This is a genomic window from Enterobacter cloacae, from assembly GCF_011078175.1.
Taxonomy (GTDB): Bacteria; Pseudomonadota; Gammaproteobacteria; order Enterobacterales; family Enterobacteriaceae; genus Enterobacter; species Enterobacter cloacae_Q.
In genome coordinates this window covers 1-23,884 of sequence record NZ_JAALCJ010000015.1, presented here as the reverse complement: position 1 = coordinate 23,884, position 23,884 = coordinate 1, and the positions used below count along the sequence as shown (strand labels likewise).

Sequence of the window (23,884 nt, the reverse complement as noted above, 5' to 3'; positions counted from 1 at the left end):
GAGCGCCCTTTTTTTATTCCCGTTTCAGCCGCTTCGAGTTGCACAGCCAGAGGGTGATCACCAGCAGCAGGATCGCCGCCGAGTAGATCAGCACGTCGAGCGGGGATTTATGATCGACGATAATCAGCCGCACAATGGCGGTGATGCCAATGTAGACAAAATAGCGCAGCGGGAAGTGAAAGCCGGACTGAAAGTACTTCACGATCAGTGCGATAAATTCAAAGTAGAGAAAGTAGACCACCAGGCCTTCCACCAGCGCGTATTTGCTGGTTTGCTCAGGGGCGAAGAGCACATCCGCCAGATGCACCGTCTCTTTACCCAGAAACACGACCAGGATCAGGCCAAGGCTCAGCAGACCGAGGTTCAGCACGGTCTGGAGTATCGTTGAGATAAACTCAACGCGCGGACGAGTCAGGGATGTCATACAGCACCTCATTCTCCAGGGCGAGGTTCCTGTATAACGCAAAAATGTGACGGGGATCTATATTTTTTGTTTATGTTTTGTCCAGATGAACATTCTTGCCGGGCGGCACTGCGTTTGCCCGGCCTACAAAAACACTCTCGTAGGCCCGGTAAGCGCAGCGCCACCGGGCAAATAAGCATCAGCGGAAGTTAATGTTCTTATCGCTGGTCATGTCATACAGCTGGAACTTACGTCCAAGCTGCTGACCGCCGTCGCGCGTCAGCGGCGTCCAGCCCACTGCCGCACGGCTGCGGGTTGGGCCTGACGAGAACAGATCCAGCGGAATCGACACGTATACCCCTTTGGTAAAGTCCCCTTCCCCGTACTCGTCCGGCGAAACGTTGGTGATGGTAGCGTAGCCGCCCACCACGACGCCGCTTTCGAAGTGTTTGGAGATATCCAGCGTGCCGCCCTTATCGCCAGCCAGGTACTGCCCGACGCTGGCTTTCACCAGCACGTCCTGCGCGAACGACGGCGTCCAGTAGGCGGTCAGGTGGCCGGTTTTGACGCTATAGTCGGTGAACTTCATCATGTCCTGCGCGCTGCGCCAGTCACGCTGTTTCACGTAGTTGGCATCAATCCCAAACGCCCAGTTGCTGTCGACAGGACGATAAAGCACTTCTGCCCCGGCGCCGCCGAACATGGTTTCCAGATAGCCACCGTAAACCTGGCCGTAGAAGCCGTTGCCGAAGTACTGGAAGTAGTTGGCCTGGAGGTTATTCACGTAGATATCGTTCTGCACATATTCGCGAACGCGGGTACGCACGCGCGGCAGTTTTGAATCATTCGGCGGGTTGGTGTAGTTAAATTTGTCGTAGTTGTTCGCAATGTTGCCGAACAGACTACCGGTGGTCAACAGGTGGTCGGTCACCCACAGATCCGCCGTCGCCATCGCGCCCAGCTGATACATGTAAAAGTTTTCCGGCCCACCCACGGACTGGTTCAGCACCGGATCGATATGGAAATCGAAGCGGGATTTATCGATATACCAGCCCTGCTCGGTGCTCTCTGGCACCACCGGCTCAACGCGTTTTTGCACCAGCTCGGTTTCATGTCCCAGCGGTTCGCCTTCAAGATGACGCTTAAGGCTGGCAACATCGGTTTCGGTGGTGACCTGCGGCAGGTTGAGACGGTTCTCCGTCACGCGGATCGTGCGGATCCCCTCCGGCAGATCGTTCATGACGATCCGGTTGGCGCGCGCGATCCCTTCGCGGGAGTCGCGGTATTTCACCTGCTCGCCGGTAACATACAGCGTATCGCCTTTGGTCTGGATCTTCGGATCCGCCAGGCCCGCGTTATATTTCAGCAGCGTCAGCTGGTTCGCTACCACGGAGTGCTGAATGATCGCATCCTGCGGCTCCGGCTGATATTTTGGCCGCGGGTTGTCATTGTAGTGCGGGCGCATATCGTTAAAGTTAGTGCGCAGGGTAAAACCAAACATCAGGGTATTACCGCGCTCATAGCTGAGGTTAACGTCGGCCCAGTCGGTAACGCGGTAAATGGCGCCGACGTTAAACTTGCTCTTCTGCTCAATCTTGCCGGCAAAATCTTCGCTGTAGTTATTGCCTTCATACTCCAGCTTCAGGCGCAGCGGCTGCCACGGCGTTTGATACTCTACGCCGCCAAACAGCGAGGCCGGGCCGTGGAACATCTGGTCGCCGTTGATGGAGCCCGCTTTCTGGTAGCTGTTATCGCGGTAGCAGTATTTATCACTGTAGGAGCAGAACGGGTTTTTGACGTTGCCGCTGGTGCCGAGATAGCCCCATCCCAGACCGAGTGAGAAATCAAACGGTCCCCAGGCTTTGCTGGCCACGATGTATTCCGCGTCAAACAGGCCGGTCCCGCCGATATCCTTCGCACCAACGGAGACCTGCGGCATCCAGTAGCTCTCTTCCCACAGGCGCAGCTTCACGTCGAAGGCTTTGTCTTTGTAGGTCTGATCGCCGGAGAAGGCGTCCACGCTGCTGTACTGTTTTGTACGCACGTCGGTGTAGCGCAGCGTGGTCTCCAGCCAGGGGAACAGCTGCACGGACGCAGAGTAGTAACGGTACTGATCGTTATCGCGATAGTTAAGGCTGATTTCCCCCTCGCGGGCCATACGCGCGGTCGGGGTTTGCAGTAAGCCCACGCCGCCAAAATCAGACTGCGACGGGCCGATGGGTGCCGGATACGTTTCTGCATGACAGGCGGCACTCACGCACAGTGCAAGCATGCTGTAGAGATAGGTTTTTTTCATTATTCCGGTATCCGCTGTATCAGGGAGCGAAGGATATCGGCATTAAGCCCGTCATACGCTTTCGTCCAGAAATGGTCGGCAAAACCGACAAAAATGATGCTGCCTGGCATAGGTTCGATATGGCTTTTATTCCAGTAAGCCACCGGCGCTTTCTGCGTATGCCCGTCCGGATAGACCACCCAGGCATAGCTGTTATCCGCTCCGCTGAGCAGACGTTGATCGTCAAGATAGCGCGCGACGTCCCGGCCCGGCGTAAACGGCTTATTGCCAGGGCTGCTGATAAGCCCCATCACGGTGACGGTAGACGGCTGAGCCGGAAGCCACAGGGTATAGTCCCCTTCCAGCGACGGGTTGCCGTTTTCCGCGACGCGTACCGCATCCGGATCGAGATTCACCCTCTGGCGCCCCGTTACCTTAACCGCCTGAAGCTGCTGACGCAGGCTGGTAATGGCCGCGGCGTCGTCGGCGTCTTCCTTCTGTGCCAGCCCGCTCAGTCGGGCAAGCAGCGCCTGATGTTTTTGTTCCGCTACGATCGTCGCCTGACGCTCGCCGATCACCGCCCCGGTCCACCAGCTTTTCGCCAGCCTCGGCTGCCCCACCAGATCGAGCAGATGCCCGGCATTAGTTAAGGTTTTAGGTTTTTCGCTGTCCGGGGTGTAGACCTGAACCGTTCCCGCAGACCATGCCAGCGGCGAGGCCAGGCTGGCGAGAAGCGCAACGTGGATAAGTGTTTTCATGATTTCGCCGCCTTGATCAGGGTGGTCTTCACCGGGAAGAAACCGGCACCGAGATACTGTAATGACTGGCGGATTTGCCCCTCTTCGTCCACCCAGTAGCGGTTATGCCAGGTGGCCTGATCGGTTGCCACCTCTTCATCCAACACGCGCACCTGCGTTTCGTCGCTGCCGACTTTCACGCTGTCCGTGCCGTCCCAGCGGAAGGAGGAGCGGGCCGTGGCGTAGCGCACCTGTTTATGCTCGGTCCAGCCCATCGTGCGCGTCCAGCTTGCGCCATCGACGATCTGATTCGGCTTGATGAGCGGATCGTCAGCCAGGTTGTTCACCTCAAGCAGGTTGTCGCCGCCGAGCATCGTTTTCACGATTCGGGAATGTTGCGTCACGATGGTGGCCTGATCCTGCGTCACCCATTTCTGCTGCCCGTTTTCATCAAAAGCGAGCACCACAAACAGTTGCGGACCATCGTTTAGCTGCATGTACTGGCTGGCATACGGCATGTTCTGAAGTTCGTCATCGGTCAGATGCACGCCCGGCGTGCCGAACAGGCTGTCCCACAAGGAATGTCCCAGCCCTTTGGTGGTGGCTGAGCACGCCTGCAACAGCAGGCAAATCAGGATGATTGCAGGTCGCTTCACGACTCTTCTCCGAAGGGGCGAAATAACCACACCGAAGTGTGGTTATGATTAAAACACCCGGTATTACTGGGTGCTGGTCGTCGTAGTGGTCGTGGTTCCGGTATTGGAGCCATCACCGCCACCGGTTGCCGCCAGCGCGACACCCACGGCAGAACTTACGGCGCTGGTGCTGGCTGCGGTAGAACTCCCCGCAGACGCAGACGTCGCTGCCGACCCTGCTGCTTCCCCGACCTGGACCGGGGCTGCATAGACAGACGTCGCCGCAAGCGCAGATATGGCAAAAATGCCATACAGTACTTTCTTCATAACAATTTCCCTTCAATGAATGAATGGAGATTTGCCCGAAAAGAAATTCAGGCGGATTCGAGTATACACAACTAAAGCTGTGGGTTTACCGTAGGGGTAAATAGGGAGGAGGTTTTCAGACTAATGGTTAAAAATGAAAAGAAAAAAGAATCAATGAAATATATAATCATTAAAGATCAAACAGTTATAATATAAAAGCATTAAAGTATTACTCCGTATTTTCTTAAAATAAACCTCAACAATTAACGGGGTAACCGTCTTTTTCGGATTAAACTCAGATTCAGAATTTGAGTTAACTAACAGACATCAGGAATTATCCGATAAAAAAATGCCGGCATATTGCCGGCATTGTTCATGACATATTTATTACGCACGCCAGGCTTTATAACGGTTAATCAAACCATTGGTGGAGCTGTCGTGACTGTCGATTGCTTTATCGTCGCCCAGCTCTGGCAGAATGCGGTTTGCCAGCTGTTTGCCCAGCTCAACGCCCCACTGGTCAAAGGTGAAGATGTTCAGGATAGCGCCCTGAGTGAAGATCTTATGCTCATAAAGGGCAATCAGCGCGCCCAGGCTGAACGGCGTGATTTCACGCAGCAGAATGGAGTTAGTTGGACGGTTGCCTTCGAACACTTTAAACGGCACAACGTGCTCCAGCGTGGCCGGATCTTTACCCTGGTCACGGTACTCCTGCTCAACCACCTCGCGGGATTTACCGAACGCCAGCGCTTCGGTCTGGGCGAAGAAGTTAGACAGCAGCTTCGGATGGTGGTCGGACAGCGGGTTGTGCGTAATCGCCGGGGCGATGAAATCGCACGGTACCATTTTGGTGCCCTGGTGGATCAGCTGGTAGAACGCGTGCTGACCGTTGGTGCCCGGCTCACCCCAGATGATTGGGCCAGTCTGGTAATCCACCGCGTTGCCGTTACGGTCAACGTACTTGCCGTTGGATTCCATGTTGCCCTGCTGGAAGTAGGCCGCAAAGCGGTGCATGTACTGGTCGTACGGCAGAATCGCTTCGGTTTCAGCGCCGAAGAAGTTGTTGTACCAGATCCCGATCAGCGCCAGCAGCACCGGCAGGTTTTTCTCAGGCGCGGTGGTGGAGAAGTGTTTGTCCATCGCATGCGCGCCGGAGAGCAGTTCAACGAAGTTGTCGAAGCCCACGGACAGGATGATGGACAGACCGATCGCAGACCACAGTGAGTAGCGGCCGCCCACCCAGTCCCAGAACTCAAACATGTTCGCGGTATCAATACCGAACTCGCCCACCGCTTTACCGTTGGTGGACAATGCTGCGAAGTGTTTCGCCACGTGCTTTTCGTCACCCGCGGTTTTCAGGAACCAGTCGCGCGCGCTGTGGGCGTTGGTCATGGTTTCCTGGGTGGTGAAGGTTTTTGACGCCACCAGGAACAGTGTGGTTTCCGGGTTCACCTTTTTCAGCACTTCAGCGATGTGCGTCCCATCGACGTTAGAGACGAAGTGCATATTAAGGTGGTTTTTGTACGGACGCAGCGCTTCGGTCACCATGAATGGGCCGAGGTCAGAGCCGCCGATACCGATGTTCACCACGTCGGTGATCGCCTTGCCGGTGTAGCCTTTCCACTGACCTGAGATGATCGCTTCCGAGAAGGTTTTCATCTTTTCCAGCACCGCGTTTACTTCTGGCATCACATCTTTGCCGTCAACGATAATTGGAGTATTGCTACGGTTGCGCAGCGCCACGTGCAGCACGGCACGATCTTCGGTGCGGTTGATCTTCTCACCGGAGAACATGGATTTGATGGCATCTGCCAGTTGAGTCTCTTTCGCCAGATCTTGCAGCTTCGCCAGCGTCTCTTCGGTGATACGGTTCTTGGAAAAATCCACCAGCATCAGGTCATCGAAGGTGGCGGAAAACTTGCTGAAACGATCGGCATCTTTCGCGAACAGATCCGCGATGGTGACGTCTTTCATTTCATCAAAATGTTTCTGTAGTGCCTGCCATGCAGCGGTCTGCGTTGGGTTGATGTTTTTCATAGCAATACTCTTCTGATTTGAGAATTGTGACTGCGGTCGATTGTAGCGCCTGCAAATAAAAATTGTGATGGTTTTTATGCCATTGCCCTGGTCTGCATCAAACGCAGGTGAAAAGACCCGAAAAGTATAGCTGCTGAAGTGCCCTCCCGGAGCGGCGAATTGTCGGTCAAAAGGGGGGTAAAAGGAGCATAAAATAGGGGCCTGTTATAAGTCCTGTTTCTGAGGGGTACCCCCCCATGAAAAATCCGCATAATCCCAGCATTGACAGGACCTCCCCCGCATTTTATTTATAGGGCCGTATTTTGCGCCTGCACCTGTTCTCGCTCCATTCTTGTGCCAAGGTCGCTCTATTCATTCCCTGACACGAGGTTGTTATGACGAGTTTTGTGGTCGCCAAGTTTGGCGGCACCAGTGTGGCAGACTACGATGCCATGAACCGCAGCGCCGATGTGGTGCTGGCCGATCCGAATACCCGCCTGGTGGTGCTTTCCGCCTCTGCTGGCGTGACGAACCTGCTGGTTTCTCTGTCTGAAGGGCTGGAAGCGACCGAACGTTTCGTTAAGCTGGATGCACTGCGCAAAATTCAGTTCGATATTCTTGAACGTCTGCAAAACCCGAACGTCATTCGTGAGGAAGTGGAACGCCTGCTGGAAAATATCACCACCCTGGCAGAAGCGGCGTCGCTGGCTACCTCCAGCGCACTGACCGACGAACTGGTCAGCCACGGCGAACTGATGTCCACCCTGCTGTTTGTTGAGATCATGCGCGAGCGTAATATTCAGGCGCAGTGGTTCGACGTGCGTAAAGTCATGCGCACCAGCGACCGTTTTGGCCGCGCCGAGCCGGACGTTGAAGCCCTGGCAGAGCTAACGAACCAGCAGCTTGCCCCGCGCCTGGATGAAGGCATTGTGATCACCCAGGGTTTTATCGGCAGCGAAGCCAAAGGGCGCACTACCACGCTGGGCCGTGGCGGCAGCGACTATACCGCCGCCCTACTGGGTGAAGCCCTGCATGCCACCCGCGTGGATATCTGGACGGACGTGCCGGGTATCTACACCACCGATCCGCGCGTGGTATCTGCGGCAAAACGTATTGATGTGATCGCCTTTGAAGAAGCGGCTGAAATGGCTACCTTCGGCGCGAAAGTGCTGCATCCGGCCACGCTGCTGCCCGCCGTGCGCAGCGACATTCCGGTCTTTGTCGGCTCCAGTAAAGATCCAAAAGCAGGCGGGACGCTGGTCTGCAAGAAAACAGAAAATCCGCCGCTGTTCCGCGCGCTGGCTCTGCGTCGTAAGCAGACGCTGGTTACCCTGCACAGCCATAATATGCTGCACTCCCGCGGCTTCCTGGCAGAAGTGTTTGGCATCCTGGCGCGCCATAATATCTCCGTAGATCTGATCACCACGTCAGAAGTCAGCATCGCGCTGACACTCGACACCACCGGCTCAACCTCAACGGGTGATACCCTGCTGACGCAGTCGCTGCTGATTGAGCTTTCCGAGCTGTGCCGCGTGGAGGTGGAAGAAGAGCTGGCGCTGGTAGCGATCATCGGCAACAAGCTGTCGCGCGCCTGCGGCGTGGGCAAAGAGGTCTTCGGCGTGCTCGACCCGTTCAATATCCGCATGATCTGCTACGGCGCATCCAGCTACAACCTCTGCTTCCTGGTCCCTGCCGATCAGGCCGAGCAGGTCGTGCAAAAACTTCATCAGAATTTGTTTGAATAAAATTCGTTAGCACGTTAAACAATATCGATAAGCCGGGCACAGACCCGGCTTTTTCATAACAAAACAACACGACAATACTGCAAGGAATTCACTATGTTATCCGCTATCACCCGGCTGTTCCCGTTATGGGCGCTGCTGCTCTCCGTACTCGCGTATTACACGCCCACCACGTTTACGGGCATTGGTCCGTGGGTCACCACGCTGCTGATGCTCATTATGTTCGGCATGGGCGTGCATCTGAAAATCGACGATTTCAAACGCGTACTGTCTCGCCCGGCACCGGTTGCCGCAGGGATTTTCCTGCACTATCTGGTGATGCCGCTCGCAGCGTGGCTGCTGGCGATGGCCTTTAAGATGCCGCCCGACCTTTCCGCCGGGATGGTGCTCGTGGGGAGCGTCGCCAGCGGCACGGCATCTAACGTCATGATCTATCTGGCGAAAGGCGACGTGGCGCTTTCCGTCACCATCTCGTCCGTTTCCACGCTGGTGGGCGTGATTGCCACGCCTCTGTTAACCCGCCTGTACGTGGACGCACATATCCAGGTGGACGTGATGGGCATGCTGCTCAGCATCCTGCAAATCGTGGTGATCCCAATTGCGCTGGGGCTGGTGATCCACCATCTCTTCCCGCGGGTGGTAAAAGCGGTTGAGCCGTATCTGCCCGCGTTTTCGATGATCTGCATACTGGCCATTATCAGCGCCGTGGTAGCCGGCTCCGCCTCGCACATTGCTTCGGTGGGCTTTGTAGTGATCGTCGCGGTTGTGCTGCATAACACCATTGGTCTGCTGGGCGGATACTGGGGCGGGAAGCTGTTTGGCTTTGACGAATCCACCTGCCGCACGCTGGCGATCGAAGTGGGGATGCAGAACTCCGGCCTGGCGGCGGCGCTGGGTAAAATTTACTTCTCACCGCTGGCAGCGCTGCCGGGGGCGCTGTTCTCCGTCTGGCACAACCTGTCCGGCTCGCTGTTAGCAGGTTACTGGTCCGGTAAGCCGATTGATGAACAACCGAAAAAAGATGCGGTGAAACAGGGTTAATTGTCTCGGCTTGCTTTACACTGAAGCCTCCCCATCAGGAGGCTTCAGCAATGGCTACACCACGTTTGACCCAGAAAGACATGACCGAAGCCGAGCAGCGCGAACTGAAAACGCTCCTCGACCGCGCCCGCATCGCACATGGCCGCACGCTGACGAACGCCGAAACCAATCAGGTTAAAAAAGAGTACATCGACAAGCTGATGGCGCAACGTGAGGCCGCGGCGAAAAAAGCCCGCAAGCTGAAAAAAGAGCAGGCTTATAAACCGGATGCAGAGGCAACCTTCTCCTGGTCCGCCAGCACATCAACCCGTGGAAGGCGCTAATCAACGCCCTTTCTTTTTACGGCCCGGCTGGGTAAAACGTTTCCCGTTGCCCGGCTTGCCTCGCCCTTTCTCTTCCGCCTGCGGCGCCTTCACCACCGGACGCTTAATCGCCTGCGTTTTCGGTTTGGCTTTGGCCTTCGGCTTCGCTTCGGACGAGGAGTTTTCGATAAGTTTGAACAGCTCGATCAGCTCGTCATCCGTTAAGTCACGCCACTCCCCCAGCGGGATCCCGGACAGGCTGACGTTCATGATGCGCGTGCGTTCCAGTTTCGTCACTTCATAACCGAAGTACTCGCACATGCGGCGGATCTGGCGGTTCAGGCCCTGCACCAGCGTGATACGAAACGCAAACGGCGCCTCTTTTCTGACTTTACACTTCTTCGTCACGGTGCCCAGAATCGGCACGCCTGCGCCCATACCGCGGATGAACTCGTCCGTAACCGGCTTGTTCACCGTAACAATATACTCTTTCTCGTGGTCGTTACCGGCACGCAGGATTTTGTTGACCAGGTCACCGTGATTGGTGAGGAAAATCAGCCCCTGAGAGTCTTTATCCAGACGGCCAATCGGGAAGATACGGCTGCTGTGGTTAACGAAATCAACGATGTTGTCCCGCTCGCCGTCTTCCGTGGTGCTGACAATCCCAACCGGTTTGTTCAACGCGATAAACACCAGGTCTTCAGCATCACGCGGTTCGATGACCTGACCATTCACTTTCACCACGTCGCCAGGCACCACCTGATCGCCAATGGTGGCGCGTTTGCCGTTAAGAAACACGTTACCCTGTTCAATGTAACGGTCAGCCTCGCGACGTGAGCAGATCCCGCTCTCGCTAATGTATTTGTTTAATCGGGTTGATTGAGTTGGCAGCATAGTTTCTCCTGTGAAGGGCGAAATATACCTTAGGTTTGGGCTGGAAAAAAAGATTAGCCGACGGTTACTGAGACGGGTTTTTTAGTTTGCGAGACGCTTTCAGGATTTAGCGTCAGGCTATTTATTCTTGAGCTAACCCCTTTTAGCTTTACTCTCCAGAGACAATTGCTTGTAGTTTATAAATCACAGTGAGTAATATGAAGGAGATCGTTCAGACAGAATCCTTCCGACGCTGGGAGCAAAATTTAAAGGACAGGCGGGCAAAGACGATTATCGCTTCCCGCCTCTTTAGGCTGGCAAATGGCTTAGCGGGCGACATTAGACCCGTGGGGGAAGGTATCAGTGAACTGAGGATCCACTTTGGCCCGGGCTACAGAGTCTATTTTAAGGACCAGGGCAATTGCATCATCGTGCTGTTATGTGGTGGTGACAAAAGCAGCCAGGCCAGAGACATACTTATGGCAAAAATGCTGAGCAATGTATCCCAATGGCAGGAGTGAATGAGCATGCATAAATTAACACCCTACGATCCAGCCAACGCACTGGTGGATGACGAGGAAATCGCTGTGTTTATGGCTGATGCATTAGAGACGGGTGACTCAGCGTACATTGCTAAAGCGCTGGGCGTCATCGCCCGAGCGAAAGGGATGTCGACCATTTCCCAGCAAACGGGCCTGTCACGAGAACAACTGTATCGATCGTTCAGTGATAAGGGGAACCCAACGCTCAAAACCACGCTGGCGGTCATGAAAGCATTGGGCCTTGGGTTAACAATCAAACCCTCTGGGGATTAATACTCATCCCGCTCGTCGTCTTCATCCGGTTGCTCCATCACGCTGTACGCCACCGCGCAGAACAACGAGTTGAGACGTTTCATATCCCCCAGCAGCCCCAGGTGCAGGGAGCTGGTCTCGATACTCTGCACGTTCTGCTGATGCAGGCGCTCAACGTGGGCGTGCGAGTAGCGGCGATTAAGGATGCGGAAACGGTGCTTATTGCGGCGCAGGCGGCGCGCCCCCGGCACGTCGCTGGAGAAGAAGACGGACATCGCCAGCTTCAGATTGCTGACCAGCTGCTCGTGCAGCGCTTCCAGCTCTTTCAGCCCTTCAACAGAAAACGCCCGGCGTGCTGCCAGGGATTTGTCCGCAATTTCACTGCCCATACGCTCGACAATATCCGAAGCCTGCTCCAGGTTTAGCGACATTTCGATGATTTCCGCCCAGCGGCGCGACTCCTCTTCCGCCAGCTCATCCTGCGGGATCCGCGCCAGATAGAGCTTGATGGCGGTATAAAGCACGTTGATATCGTCCGCCAGCCTGCGCAGCTCTTTCTCCTCGCGCGGCTCGCCGTGCATCACCTTTTGCAGCCCTTCCAGCATGGTTTCCATCGCATCGCCCATGCGCAGGGTTTCGCGCGCGGCATTCGCGATGGCCAGCGCGGGCGTGTCCAGCACCGCGGTGTCCAGATGCTTCGGCTTGAGCCGCGCGTCCAGCTCCGGTTCATCACGAATAAGCCGCTCGCAGAAACGGGCCATCGGCGCGGCAAAGGGCACCATCGCCAGACAGCGCACCAGGTTGTAGAAGACGTGGAAGTAGATCACCAGCTCCGCTTTTGGCAGAGAGAGATTGTCCATCAGGTTCGCCAGCGGATGCACAAACGGCAGAATAATCAGGCTACCCACCAGCTTAAACAGCAGGCTCCCGAGCGCCACGCGGCGGGCAGCGGCATTGGCCGCGCTGTTGTTGAGCATTGCCAGCAGGCCTGAGCCGAGGTTGGCACCGATCACCAGACACAGCGCCACAGGGAAAGAGATTACCCCTGCGGCGGTTAAGGTCGCCGTCAGCAAGACCGCTGCCAGGCTGGAGTAGCTGACAATGGCAAATACCGCGCCGATCAGCGCATCCAGCATAATATCGCCGGTCAGCGAGGCGAAGATGACCTGCACGCCGCTGGCCTGGGTGATTGGCGTGACCGCCTGCACAATCAGCTCCAGCGCCAGCAGGATAAGCCCGAGGCCAATCCCAACGCGGCCAAGCTGCCCGGCACGGCTTTGCTTACGGCCAAGGAAGAAAATAACGCCTATAAAAATCAGCAGCGGCGACAGCCAGGAGAGATCGAAGGTCAGGATACGCGCCATCAGCGCGGTACCGACGTCGGCACCAAGGACAATCACCAGCGCCGGGGCGAGCGCCACCAGATCCTGTGCCACGAACGAGGTGACGAGCATGGTGGTGGCATTGCTGCTTTGCACCAGCGCCGTCACGCCAATACCCGCGCAGAAGGCGAGCGGCTTCTTCTCAACGCTGCCGCTGAGCACGGTACGTAAACGTGCACCAAACACGCGCATTACGCCGGTACGAACGATATGGGTGCCCCATACCAGCAGTGCGACTGCGGAGAGCAGGTGTAACAACGTCAACACGGTAGGCATTCCTCCTTATCGTTATTCGTATTCCTGAGGTTCAGTATAAGGGTTTAAACGTAAGAAAGAGACAGGGCACCTTAGCGGTGCCCTGTTTGTTGTAAGGAAAAGTGACGTTAGTCTGCGTCGTAGCCTAAATTCGGCGCCAGCCAGCGTTCTACCTCTGATACGCTCATACTTTTACGCAGGGCGTAATCCTCAATCTGATCGCGCTGAAGCTGTGCCACGGCGAAATACTTGCTGTCCGGGTGGCTGAAATACCAGCCGGAAACGGACGCGCCCGGCCACATGGCGAACGACTCGGTAAGTTTCATGCCCGTATGCGCTTCAACGTCGAGAAGTTTCCAGATGGTGCCCTTTTCGGTGTGTTCCGGGCAGGCCGGATAGCCTGGCGCCGGACGAATGCCCTGGTAGTTTTCGCGGATCAGCTCCTCATTACTGAGGTTCTCATTCGCCGCGTAGCCCCAGTACACCTTACGTACGCGCTCGTGGAGGTACTCAGCAAAGGCTTCCGCCAGGCGATCGGCGATCGCTTTCACCATGATTTTGTTGTAATCATCGTGCTGTGCGTCGTACGCATCCGCCAGCGCGTCTTCTTCCAGACCGCCGGTTACGGCAAACGCGCCGATATAGTCGGCTTTACCGGAGAGTTTCGGTGCGACGAAATCCGCCAGGCAGTAGTTGGCAAAGCCCACTTTCTCGGTTTGCTGGCGCAGATGGTGGCTCACGGCCAGCACATGGGTGCGGGTTTCATCGCGGTAGATTTCTATGTCGTCGCCCACGCGGTTCGCCGGGAACAGCCCCACCACGCCGCGCGGGTTGAGGGCTTTCTCTGCGCTCAGCCTGTCGAGCATGTCATTGGCATCTTTAAACAGGCGCTTCGCCTCAACGCCAACCACCTCATCTTCAAGAATGCGCGGATATTTGCCCGCCAGCGACCAGGTCATGAAGAACGGCGTCCAGTCGATGTAGTTACGCAGCGTTTCGATGCTGGCCGTCACGTCCTGCACGCCCAGACGGTGCGCGACCGGCGGCGTATAGCTGGACCAGTCGAACGCCAGATCGTTATCGCGCGCCGCCTGAAGCGAAACCGGCGGTGTGCGCGGTTTCTTACGTCCATGCTGAATGCGGACGGTTTCATACTCTTTGCGGGTGCGGGCGACAAAGTCATCGCGCTGGGTGTCGGACAGCAGCGCGGAGACCACGCCCACCGTGCGCGAGGCATTTTGAACATACACCGTCGGCCCACTGTAGTTCTGCTCGATTTTCACCGCCGTGTGGGCTTTCGAGGTGGTTGCCCCGCCAATCAGCAGCGGAATGGTGAAGCCCTGGCGCTCCATCTCTTTTGCCACGTTGACCATTTCGTCCAGCGACGGCGTGATCAACCCGGAAAGACCAATCAGATCCGCATTCACTTCGCGCGCGGTTTTGAGGATTTTATCCGCCGGGACCATCACGCCCAGATCGATAATTTCATAGTTATTGCACTGCAATACCACGCCAACAATGTTTTTGCCGATGTCGTGCACGTCGCCCTTCACGGTGGCGATAACCATCTTGCCGTTGCTGGAGCCTTTCTCTTTGCTGGCCTCGATAAACGGCTCCAGATAAGCGACGGCCTGCTTCATCACGCGAGCCGATTTTACCACCTGCGGCAGGAACATTTTGCCCTCGCCGAACAGATCGCCGACCACGTTCATGCCATCCATCAGCGGCCCTTCAATCACTTCAATCGGGCGGGCTGCCTGCTGACGTGCCTCTTCGGTGTCCTGCTCGATGAACTCGGTAATGCCTTTGACCAGCGAGTATTCCAGACGTTTTTTCACGTCCCAGGAACGCCATTCGGCCTGCTGAACGTTGGCAGAGTCGTCAGACTTACTGCCGCGGTATTTCTCCGCCAGATCCAGCATGCGCTCGGTGGCGTCATCGCGGCGGTTAAGGATCACATCTTCTACCGCGTCGCGCAGCTCGGCAGGGAGGTCGTCGTAAATGGCCAGCTGGCCGGCGTTAACGATGCCCATGTCCATGCCGTTGCGGATGGCGTAATAAAGGAATACCGCGTGGATCGCTTCGCGCACCGGGTCGTTGCCGCGGAACGAGAACGAGACGTTCGATACGCCGCCGGAGATCAGCGCATGCGGCAATTCGCGTTTAATGTCTTCACACGCGCCGATAAAGTCCTGCGCGTAGTTATTGTGTTCTTCGATACCGGTCGCGACGGCGAAGATGTTCGGGTCGAAGATAATGTCTTCCGGCGGGAAGCCCACCTCTTCGGTCAAAATTTTGTACGCGCGGCGGCAAATCTCGATTTTGCGCTCGCGGGTATCGGCCTGGCCCACTTCATCGAAGGCCATCACCACCACGGCGGCACCGTAGCGGCGCACCAGCTTCGCGTGGTGGATAAAGGTATCGACGCCCTCTTTCATTGAGATGGAGTTAACGATGCCTTTGCCCTGAATGCACTTCAGCCCCTTCTCAATGACGTCCCATTTTGAAGAGTCGATCATGATCGGCACGCGGGCAATGTCCGGCTCGCCGGCGATCAGGTTGAGGAAACGCACCATCGCCGCCTCGGCGTCGAGCATCCCCTCGTCCATGTTGATATCGATAATCTGCGCGCCGCTTTCCACCTGCTGGCGGGCAACGTCCAGCGCTTCGCTGTACTTCTCTTCTTTAATCAGGCGCTTGAACTTCGCGGAACCGGTGACGTTAGTACGCTCACCCACGTTCACAAACAGGCTGTCGTCGCCGATGGTCAACGGCTCAAGGCCGGAAAGGCGGCAGGCTACCGGAAGCTCGGGCAGCTTGCGCGGTGGAAGCCCGGCGACGGCGTTGCTCATGGCGGCGATATGCTCCGGCGTGGTGCCGCAGCAGCCGCCGACGATGTTCAGGAAGCCCGACTCTGCCCACTCGCGGATTTGTGCCGCCATGGTATCGGCATCGAGATCGTATTCACCAAACGCGTTCGGCAGACCCGCGTTCGGGTGCGCGGTGACGTAGCACTCTGCGATGCGCGAAAGCTCCTGCACGTACTGGCGCAGCTCGTCCGGCCCCAGCGCGCAGTTCAGGCCGAAGGAGAGCGCTTCGGCATGGCGCAGAGAGTTATAAAAGGCTTCGGTTGTCTGGCCGGAAAGCGTGCGCCCCGAGGCGTCGGTGATGGTGCCGGAAATCATGATTGGCAGGTCAACGCCCAGCGCTTCAAACTCCTCTTTCACCGCGTATATCGCGGCTTTGGCGTTGAGGGTGTCGAAAACCGTTTCGATCAGGATCAGGTCGGAACCGCCTTCCACCAGCGCGTTGGTCGATTCACGATAGGCTGCGACCAGCTGGTCAAAGGTGATATTGCGGAATGCTGGATCGTTCACGTCCGGAGAAATCGACGCGGTGCGGTTGGTTGGGCCAAGCACCCCGGCAACGTAGCGCGGTTTGTCCGGCGTGCGGGCCGTCCATTCGTCGGCGCAGGCGCGCGCCAGCTTCGCCGCTTCAAAGTTGATCTCCGCCGACAGGGATTCCATCTGGTAATCCGCCATGGCGATGGTTGTCGAGTTAAAGGTGTTGGTTTCAACGATATCCGCGCCCGCTTCAAAGTAGGCGTTGTGGATATCCCTGATAACAGACGGTTTGCTCAACACCAGCAGGTCATTGTTTCCTTTCAGGTCACAAGGCCAGTCGGCAAAGCGCTCGCCGCGGAAATCGTCTTCACTCAGACGATAACCCTGGATCATGGTGCCCATGCCGCCGTCCAGCACCAGAATTCGTTCATTTAACTGCGCACGCAGTTGCTCTACTTTGCTGCTCACACTTGCTCCCGACAACGCTCAACATGGCCAAAAGGCTGCGTTCCATACTGGCATAATCTCGCAGGGTCGAAAAGCCACACAGCGGTAACATGAGACATGTTCACCATCACTCCTCCGATCAGTCAGGAAAGCGGTTGCAAAAACACCAAATAAAACGAAAATGATTTCCACGATACAGAAAAAGGAGTTCGTCATGGTTACGACTGTTCCCGCTAAACGCGGCAGAAAACCTGCTGCCAATCCTGCCGCACAGCCCGGCGGACAGGTTCAATCCCTGACGCGTGGCCTGAAGCTGCTGGAATGGATAGCCGAATCGCAGGGTAGTGTGGCCCTGACGGAGCTGGCCCAGCAGGCTGGCCTGCCGAACTCCACCACGCACCGCCTGCTGACCACCATGCAGCAGCTGGGCTTTGTCCGCCAGGTCGGTGAACTGGGACACTGGGCGGTGGGCGCACATGCGTTTATTGTCGGCAGCAGCTTCCTGCAAAGCCGCAACCTGCTGGCGATTGTCCACCCGATTCTGCGCAAGCTGATGGAGGAGTCCGGCGAGACGGTAAACCTGGCTGTGCTGGATCAGAGCGATCACCAGGCGATTATCATCGACCAGGTGCAGTGCACGCAGCTGATGCGCATGTCCGCGCCGATTGGCGGCAAGCTGCCGATGCACGCCTCTGGCGCAGGAAAAGCGTTTCTCTCGCAGCTCAGCGAAGAGCAGGTGACAGGGCTGCTGCATCGTAAAGGGCTGCACGCCTATACCCATGCCACGCTGGTTTCGCCGGTGCATCTGAAAGAGGATCTGGCGTTAACCCGCAAGCGCGGCTATTCGTTTGATGATGAAGAACACGCTTTGGGGTTACGCTGCATCGCGGCCTGTATCTTTGACGAGCATCGCGAGCCGTTTGCCGCAATTTCCATCTCCGGGCCGATTTCGCGCATGACCGACGACCGCGTAACCGAGTTAGGTGCGCTGGTGATTAAGGCCGCGAAAGAGGTAACGCTGGCGTATGGTGGGATTCGTTAAACCGGATGCAAAACCGCTGCTTGCGGCGGTAAGCGTACACATCTTCCACGTGCCCATTTTTAATCCGCGTTTGCAGTCCGCGCCAGTAGCTGGCACGGAACAGATCGGCATGCATCTCTTCAAATAGCGGCCCGATGCGCGGGTCGGCGCACAGCCAGTGGCGAAACTCTTCGGGAAACACATCGCCCGGCGAGACGCTGTACCACGGCTCGCCGGAAAGTTCATCTTCCGGATAGCGGGGCGGCGGGATATCGCGGAAATTTACTTCGGTCATGTAACAAATTTCATCGTAATCGTAGAACACCACTCGCCCGTGACGGGTAACGCCAAAGTTTTTAAACAGCATGTCGCCCGGAAAAATATTGGCCGCGGCAAGCTGGCGGATCGCGTTGCCGTACTCTTCAATGGCATCCCGCAGCGCCTGACCCTCGGACTGCTCCAGCCAGATGTTCAGCGGCACCATGCGACGCTCAATATAAAGATGGCTAATCACGATTTTGTCGCCAAGATCGGTGATTTTCGCGGGCGCTTCCTGCATTAATAGTCCCATGAGTGCCGGGTCGATCTGCTGCTTATTCAGCACAAAGTTTTCGAATTCCTGAGTATCCGCCATACGCCCGACGCGATCGTGCTCTTTAACCAGCTGATAGCAGGCACGAACGTGCGCGGCAGTCATCTCTTTCTGCGGCGCGAACCGGTCTTTAATCACCTTAAAAACCCGGTCGAAACCCGGAAGCGTAAACACCAGCATCACCATACCTCGAATGCCGGGTGCCTCAATAAACTGCTCATCGGCCGTGGTGACATAACGCAGGTATTCCCGATAGCTTTCCGTTTTAGCGTGCTTCTGACAGCCAATCGCCATATACAGCTCGGCGGTGGTTTTGCCCGGCAGGATCTCGCGCAGCCACTCCACCAGCGCGGCAGGCAACGGCGCATAAACCATAAAATAGGAGCGGGCGAAACCAAATACGATGCTGGCCTCGGCGCTGGTGGTCAGACAGGTATCGACAAACAGTTCCCCGTCTTCGGTACGGTGGATCGGTAACAGAAACGGCACGATGGCCGTCGGCGTAACCAGTTTCCCCACCAGCCAGGCGGCTTTGTTGCGGTAGAAAAGCTCGTTGGCAACCTGCAAATGGCTTTGACTGAGTACCTCGGCGCCGAAGGCTTCATTGAGATGTGCATGGATATAGCCAATATCGCGCGCTTTATTCTCCCACGGCAGGCGTAGCGGTAAATCCGTTAAGACGCGGTGCAAGAGCTTTTCCCAGCCGCGATCGGGAAAGAAATCTTTCGCCAGCGGACGCGGAATGGTACGGAAGCGGCGTTCCGGCTGAGAGCTGAAGATAAATAACCGCTCAGGAGATAATGAGCGGTGGTCAAATAACCGGCAATAGACGGAGTTGAAAAAGCTCTCCGCAATCTCGAAGCGCGGGTAGTCCGGTAGCAGATGGGTGTAATGCGCTTTCACGCGCAGTAAAAATTCCGCATCCGGGCTTTTACCGTCGGTAATGCAGCGCAGCTGCTCCACCACCAGACCCACGTGGTGGTCATAAAGATGGATACGCTGCTTCATGGCCTGCTGAACCGCATGCCAGTCAGCGTGCTCAAAACGCTGTTGCGCGCCGGAGGTGACTTCCAGAAAACGACCATACTGGGCATCGAAGCCCTGCAAAATAGTTTGGGCAATCAGTAATTCCAGACCACGCGACATATATTCCCCCTCCCCCCTCACCCTGGCCCTCTCCCCAAAGGGAAGAGGAGACGGTCTGGTGCGAATCTGTTTTCCCCCTCGCCCCTTCTGGGAGAGGGTCGGGGTGAGGGGAAAAACATCAGAACTGTGCTTCTTCCGTTGAACCCGTTAAGGCGGTGACGGAGGAGGCGCCGCCCTGAATAATCGTCGTCACGTTGTCGAAGTAGCCCGTCCCCACTTCCTGCTGGTGAGAAACGAAGGTATAACCCTCTTTTCCGGCGGCGAATTCTGGCTGCTGCACCTTCTCAACATAGTGCTTCATACCTTCGCCCTGCGCATAAGCATGTGCCAGGTCGAACATGTTGAACCACATGCTGTGAATACCCGCCAGGGTAATGAACTGGTACTTGTAACCCATGTCTGACAGCTGCTGCTGGAAGCTGGCGATGGTTTTATCATCCAGATTCTTCTGCCAGTTGAAGGACGGCGAACAGTTATAGGCCAGCAGCTTGCCCGGATACTTCGCATGAATCGCATCGGCAAAGCGCTTCGCCATCGCCAGATCCGGCGTGGAGGTTTCACACCAGACCAGGTCGGCGTAAGGAGCATACGCCAGGCCGCGGCTGATCGCCTGTTCAATACCGGCATGCGTGCGATAGAACCCTTCGCTGGTACGCTCGCCGGTGATGAATTCACTGTCGTACGGATCGCAGTCAGAGGTGATCAGATCCGCCGCGTCCGCATCGGTACGGGCAATGACCAGCGTCGGCACGCCGAGCACGTCAGCAGCCAGACGCGCGGCAACCAGCTTCTGGATCGCTTCCTGGGTTGGCACCAACACTTTCCCGCCCATATGCCCGCACTTCTTCACCGACGCCAGCTGATCTTCAAAGTGTACGGCCGCTGCACCGGCCTCAATCATCGATTTCATCAGCTCAAAGGCGTTCAGCACGCCGCCGAAACCGGCTTCCGCATCGGCGACGATCGGCAGGAAATAGTCGATAAAACGCGGATCGTGGGGTTCGATACCCGCAGCCCACTGGATCTGATCCGCACGGCGGAAGGTATTGTTGATCCGATCCACTACCGACGGCACCGAGTTCGCCGGATAGAGGGACTGATCCGGATACATACTGGAGGCCAGGTTGGCATCCGCCGCGACCTGCCAGCCGGAGAGATAAATCGCTTCAATACCGGCCTTCGCCTGCTGTAATGCCTGACCACCAGTCAGTGCGCCGAGGCTGTTGATATAGCCCTTTCTGGAGCCACCGTGCAGCAGCTTCCACATTTTCGCCGCACCGTTCTGCGCAAGCGTGCACTCCGGATTGACAGAGCCGCGTAATTTCACCACTTCCTCTGCGCTGTATGGGCGACGAATGCCTTCCCAGCGCGGTTGAGTCCACTCTTTCTGTAATTCTTCGATTTGTTGGGTACGGGTTTTCATGTGCAGATGCTCCATATTGTTATGTGGTGAATTACGCCAGGAAGCGGTAGCCCGGCAGGGTCAGGAAGTCGATTAAGTCATCAGAGGTGGTGATTTGCTCCATCAGGCGTGCGGCATCGTCAAAACGCCCGCTGCTGAAGCGGTGCTCGCCCAGTTCGTCCTGGATGACCCGCATCTCTTCGGCCAGCATCTGACGGAACAGGGCTTTGGTTACCGGTTTGCCGTTGCTGAGCGTTTTTTGATGGTGGATCCACTGCCAGATGGAGGTACGTGAAATTTCCGCCGTGGCGGCATCTTCCATCAGGCCGTAGATCGGCACGCAGCCGTTGCCTGAAATCCATGCCTCGATGTACTGCACGGCAACGCGAATGTTGGCGCGCATCCCCTCTTCCGTGCGTTCGCCCGCACACGGCGCCAGCAACTGTTCTTCTGCAATTGGCGCATCGTCTTCACGGGTGACAAACAGCTGGTTTTTGTTGTCGCCGAGTACACGGTTAAAGACTTCCATTGCCGTATCGGCCAGACCCGGGTGGGCAATCCACGTCCCATCATGGCCGTTACGCGCTTCCAGCTCTTTATCGGCTTTCACCTTGTTGAGCACCTGATTGTTACGCTCTGCGTCTTTGCTCGGGATAAACGCCGCCATACCGCCCATCGCAAAGGCACCGCGCTTGTGGCAGGTTTTGATCAGCAGGCGCGAGTAGGCGCTGAGGAACGGTTTATCCATAGTGACGACCTGACGATCCGGCAATACACGGTCGGCATGGTTTTTCAGCGTTTTAATGTAGCTAAAGATGTAATCCCAGCGACCGCAGTTCAGGCCCACAATGTGGTCGCGCAGCGCATGCAGTATCTCGTGCATCTGGAATACGGCAGGCAGGGTTTCAATCAGAAGCGTGGCTTTAATGGTGCCGCGCGGCAGGCTGAAGCGGTCTTCTGCATAGCTGAATACTTCACTCCACCACGCCGCTTCCTGCCAGGACTGGGTTTTCGGCAGGTAGAAATAGGGGCCGCTGCCTTTCGCCAGCAGGTTTTTATGGTTGTGGAAGAAGTACAGGGCAAAGTCGAACAGGCTGCCCGGAATCGCTTCTCCGCGCCAGGTGACGTGTTTTTCTGGCAAATGCAGACCGCGTACGCGGCAGATCAGCACCGCCGGATTCGGTTTGAGCTGGTAAATTTTACCGGCTTCGTTGGTATAGCTGATGGTGCCGTTGACGGCGTCGCGCAGGTTGATCTGCCCGTCGATAACTTTCCGCCAGTCCGGCGCGAGGGAATCTTCAAAGTCCGCCATAAACACTTTGACGTTGGCATTCATGGCGTTGATCACCATTTTGCGCTCTACCGGGCCGGTGATCTCCACGCGACGATCCTGCAAATCGTCAGGTATTCCACGGATTTTCCATTCACCATGTCGAATGGAAGCGGTTTCCGAAATAAACCCTGGCAACTTGCCGTTATCGATTTCCTGCTGTTGATGAATGCGTGCCGCTAGCAGCTTATTACGCTGTGGCGTAAAGCGGGTCACCAGTTCAGTCAGAAACTCTACCGCTTCGGCCGTTAAAACTTGCTGTTCTTGCTCACCATCCGGCTGGCTAAAGGCCAGTTCATCGACCGTTGTTGCCTGTTGAGTCATCGTTCTGCTCCTTATCAAAGATCCAAAATCACGCCCCCGATGCGAGCGAAAGATCGTTGTATGGTTTTCGCTCAGCAGAATTAAGACTATCTATAATTTTTCCAAAATCAAAAACAATTTCCATTTTAATTTATTTTTATCCATAACAGATTGATAAATATAAAATTAAAGTTTTATCAGATGTTGAGTATGATTTCGGAAATAAAAAAAGCACCCGAAGGTGCCTGATTTGAATAGCTGAAACGCTTTAGGATCGTTTAAAGCAGACGATTACTCCAGCGTCGGATTCATGTGGCGAAGATCGTACGGCGTAATCTGATAGACGTAATAGTTGAGCCAGTTGGTGAACAGCAAATTTCCGTGGCTTCGCCAGGTTGCCCGAGGCGTGTTTTGTGGATCGTTTTTCGGGAAATAGTTGTATGGGACATCCGGATTCAGGCCCGCTTCAACGTCACGAAAATACTCTGACGCAAGGGTGTGCGGATCGTACTCAGGATGGCCGGTAACAAACGCGATGCGTTTGTCTTTGCTGGCGAACAGGTAGGCATCGCCGTCTTCCGTTTCGGCCAGGATTTCCAGGTCGGTGTAATCGCGGATCAGCTGTGCCGGAAAATCGGCGTAGCGAGAATGCGGGGCCAGGAAAGTGTCATCAAAACCACGCGTCAGCAGCGCATGTGGGTGAAGGATGTGGTGTTCGTATACACCTGAAAGTTTGTCACTGCGGGTTTGCTTCGGAATGCCATAGAGGATATTCAGTGCGGCCTGCACCGCCCAACAGACAAACAAAGTGGACGTGACGTGATCCTTTGCCCACTCCAGCACCTGCCTGATCTGCGGCCAATAGGCTACGTCATTAAATTCCACCAGACCCAGTGGTGCACCCGTGACGATCAATCCATCGAAGTTTTCATCGCGAATGTCGTCAAAGTTACAGTAGAAGTTATTCAGATGCTCAGCAGGAGTGTTGCGTGACTCACGCGCATCAATGCGTAGCAGCTGAATATCAACCTGAAGCGGAGAGTTCGAAAGCAAACGCAGGAACTGGTTCTCCGTTTCGATCTTCTTTGGCATCAGATTAAGGATCAGCACCTTCAGCGGGCGAATTTCCTGACCAGAAGCACGTGAAGTTGTCATTACGAAGACATTCTCTTCACGCAAGAAATTGACGGCTGGTAGCTCGTCCTGCACCCGAATCGGCATAACCTAAAATCCTCACAGCATACGTATAAACGTTTAGACATCCAGACAGCTAACGATAACCAGAAACGGTATGAATGTCGAGTCTGCAAACGAAAGGTGAGAAAGTTTCAAGGAGAGGTGAGTGGGATCTTGCGTACCCGGTGGGGCTGCGCCCAAAGCAAAAAACCCCGCACCTTTCGGTACGGGGTTCTTCTTAATTGATGCCTGGCAGTTCCCTACTCTCACATGGGGAGACCCCACACTACCATCGGCGCTACGGCGTTTCACTTCTGAGTTCGGCATGGGGTCAGGTGGGACCACCGCGCTAAAGCCGCCAG

The 23,884-nt window shown here is 56.0% G+C and carries 19 protein-coding genes and 1 rRNA gene; 6 read left to right on the top strand and 14 right to left on the bottom strand.

The window, feature by feature from the left end; genetic code table 11:
- Positions 1-13: 13 nt before the first annotated feature.
- The 6 genes from psiE to pgi form a co-directional block, all read right to left on the bottom strand.
- Entirely contained in the window at positions 14-424 is a 411-nt protein-coding gene (psiE, locus tag G6Q29_RS20810) for a phosphate-starvation-inducible protein PsiE (RefSeq protein WP_000202963.1), read from the bottom strand.
- Between the two features lie 178 nt (positions 425-602).
- Positions 603-2,699, bottom strand: a complete 2,097-nt coding sequence (locus G6Q29_RS20805; RefSeq protein WP_165466947.1) for a YjbH domain-containing protein — start codon at positions 2,697-2,699, stop codon at positions 603-605.
- Positions 2,699-3,436 (bottom strand): capsule biosynthesis GfcC D2 domain-containing protein, encoded by a 738-nt coding sequence (locus G6Q29_RS20800; protein WP_165466946.1) that lies wholly within the window; start codon positions 3,434-3,436, stop codon positions 2,699-2,701. Before G6Q29_RS20800 ends, G6Q29_RS20805 begins: the two co-directional genes overlap by 1 nt.
- Positions 3,433-4,071 (bottom strand): YjbF family lipoprotein, encoded by a 639-nt coding sequence (locus tag G6Q29_RS20795; RefSeq protein ID WP_207309813.1) that lies wholly within the window; start codon positions 4,069-4,071, stop codon positions 3,433-3,435. The genes G6Q29_RS20800 and G6Q29_RS20795 overlap by 4 nt, the downstream gene beginning before the upstream one ends.
- 63 nt (positions 4,072-4,134) lie before the next feature.
- Positions 4,135-4,377 (bottom strand): exopolysaccharide production protein YjbE, encoded by a 243-nt coding sequence (yjbE, locus tag G6Q29_RS20790; RefSeq protein ID WP_003860341.1) that lies wholly within the window; start codon positions 4,375-4,377, stop codon positions 4,135-4,137.
- A 366-nt stretch (positions 4,378-4,743) separates the two neighbouring features.
- A complete protein-coding gene (gene pgi, locus G6Q29_RS20785) occupies positions 4,744-6,393 on the bottom strand; it encodes a glucose-6-phosphate isomerase (protein WP_165466944.1) in 1,650 nt (549 codons plus the stop codon).
- Positions 6,394-6,767: 374 nt separating this feature from the next.
- Here pgi and lysC point away from each other — a divergent pair, with 374 nt between their 5' ends.
- The 3 genes from lysC (at position 6,768) to G6Q29_RS20770 (ending at position 9,478) form a co-directional block, all read left to right on the top strand.
- Entirely contained in the window at positions 6,768-8,117 is a 1,350-nt protein-coding gene (lysC, locus tag G6Q29_RS20780; RefSeq protein WP_165466943.1) for a lysine-sensitive aspartokinase 3, read from the top strand.
- Between the two features lie 93 nt (positions 8,118-8,210).
- Positions 8,211-9,155: a ketopantoate/pantoate/pantothenate transporter PanS gene (gene panS / locus G6Q29_RS20775; protein WP_165466942.1), complete on the top strand. Its 945-nt coding sequence runs from the start codon at positions 8,211-8,213 to the stop codon at positions 9,153-9,155.
- 50 nt (positions 9,156-9,205) lie between these two features.
- Positions 9,206-9,478 carry a DUF3811 domain-containing protein gene (locus G6Q29_RS20770; protein WP_047354151.1) on the top strand — a complete coding sequence of 91 codons (273 nt, stop codon included), beginning with the start codon at positions 9,206-9,208 and terminating at the stop codon, positions 9,476-9,478.
- On the opposite strand, the gene rluF is transcribed toward G6Q29_RS20770, so the two are convergent.
- Positions 9,479-10,351, bottom strand: coding sequence for a 23S rRNA pseudouridine(2604) synthase RluF (rluF, locus tag G6Q29_RS20765; RefSeq protein WP_003860347.1), 873 nt, complete (start codon positions 10,349-10,351; stop codon positions 9,479-9,481).
- Positions 10,352-10,548: 197 nt separating this feature from the next.
- Here rluF and G6Q29_RS20760 point away from each other — a divergent pair, with 197 nt between their 5' ends.
- The gene (locus G6Q29_RS20760; protein ID WP_023315213.1) at positions 10,549-10,851 is read left to right on the top strand and encodes a type II toxin-antitoxin system RelE/ParE family toxin; all 303 of its coding nucleotides are present in this window, start codon (positions 10,549-10,551) and stop codon (positions 10,849-10,851) included.
- Between the two features lie 6 nt (positions 10,852-10,857).
- A complete protein-coding gene (locus tag G6Q29_RS20755) occupies positions 10,858-11,145 on the top strand; it encodes an addiction module antidote protein (protein ID WP_022650216.1) in 288 nt (95 codons plus the stop codon).
- Here the strand turns inward: G6Q29_RS20755 and G6Q29_RS20750 are convergent.
- Positions 11,142-12,773, bottom strand: a complete 1,632-nt coding sequence (locus tag G6Q29_RS20750; protein WP_165466941.1) for a Na/Pi cotransporter family protein — start codon at positions 12,771-12,773, stop codon at positions 11,142-11,144. The genes G6Q29_RS20755 and G6Q29_RS20750 overlap by 4 nt on opposite strands.
- A gap of 116 nt (positions 12,774-12,889) precedes the next feature.
- Positions 12,890-16,573 carry a methionine synthase gene (gene metH / locus G6Q29_RS20745; protein ID WP_165466940.1) on the bottom strand — a complete coding sequence of 1,228 codons (3,684 nt, stop codon included), beginning with the start codon at positions 16,571-16,573 and terminating at the stop codon, positions 12,890-12,892.
- Between the two features lie 193 nt (positions 16,574-16,766).
- Between metH and iclR the strand changes: the two genes are divergently transcribed.
- Complete coding sequence (iclR, locus tag G6Q29_RS20740; RefSeq protein ID WP_165466939.1) at positions 16,767-17,594, top strand: glyoxylate bypass operon transcriptional repressor IclR; 828 nt, start codon at positions 16,767-16,769, stop codon at positions 17,592-17,594.
- On the opposite strand, the gene aceK is transcribed toward iclR, so the two are convergent.
- The 5 genes from aceK to rrf form a co-directional block, all read right to left on the bottom strand.
- The gene (gene aceK, locus G6Q29_RS20735) at positions 17,548-19,311 is read right to left on the bottom strand and encodes a bifunctional isocitrate dehydrogenase kinase/phosphatase (protein WP_165466938.1); all 1,764 of its coding nucleotides are present in this window, start codon (positions 19,309-19,311) and stop codon (positions 17,548-17,550) included. The two genes, iclR and aceK, sit on opposite strands and share 47 nt — an antisense overlap.
- A 118-nt stretch (positions 19,312-19,429) precedes the next feature.
- Positions 19,430-20,734 (bottom strand): isocitrate lyase, encoded by a 1,305-nt coding sequence (aceA, locus tag G6Q29_RS20730; protein WP_207309812.1) that lies wholly within the window; start codon positions 20,732-20,734, stop codon positions 19,430-19,432.
- Positions 20,735-20,765: 31 nt separating this feature from the next.
- Positions 20,766-22,367 carry a malate synthase A gene (gene aceB, locus G6Q29_RS20725; RefSeq protein WP_165466936.1) on the bottom strand — a complete coding sequence of 534 codons (1,602 nt, stop codon included), beginning with the start codon at positions 22,365-22,367 and terminating at the stop codon, positions 20,766-20,768.
- Between the two features lie 270 nt (positions 22,368-22,637).
- Positions 22,638-23,567, bottom strand: coding sequence for a homoserine O-acetyltransferase MetA (metA, locus tag G6Q29_RS20720; RefSeq protein ID WP_165466935.1), 930 nt, complete (start codon positions 23,565-23,567; stop codon positions 22,638-22,640).
- A gap of 202 nt (positions 23,568-23,769) precedes the next feature.
- Positions 23,770-23,884: ribosomal RNA gene (gene rrf / locus G6Q29_RS20715) — 5S ribosomal RNA — on the bottom strand.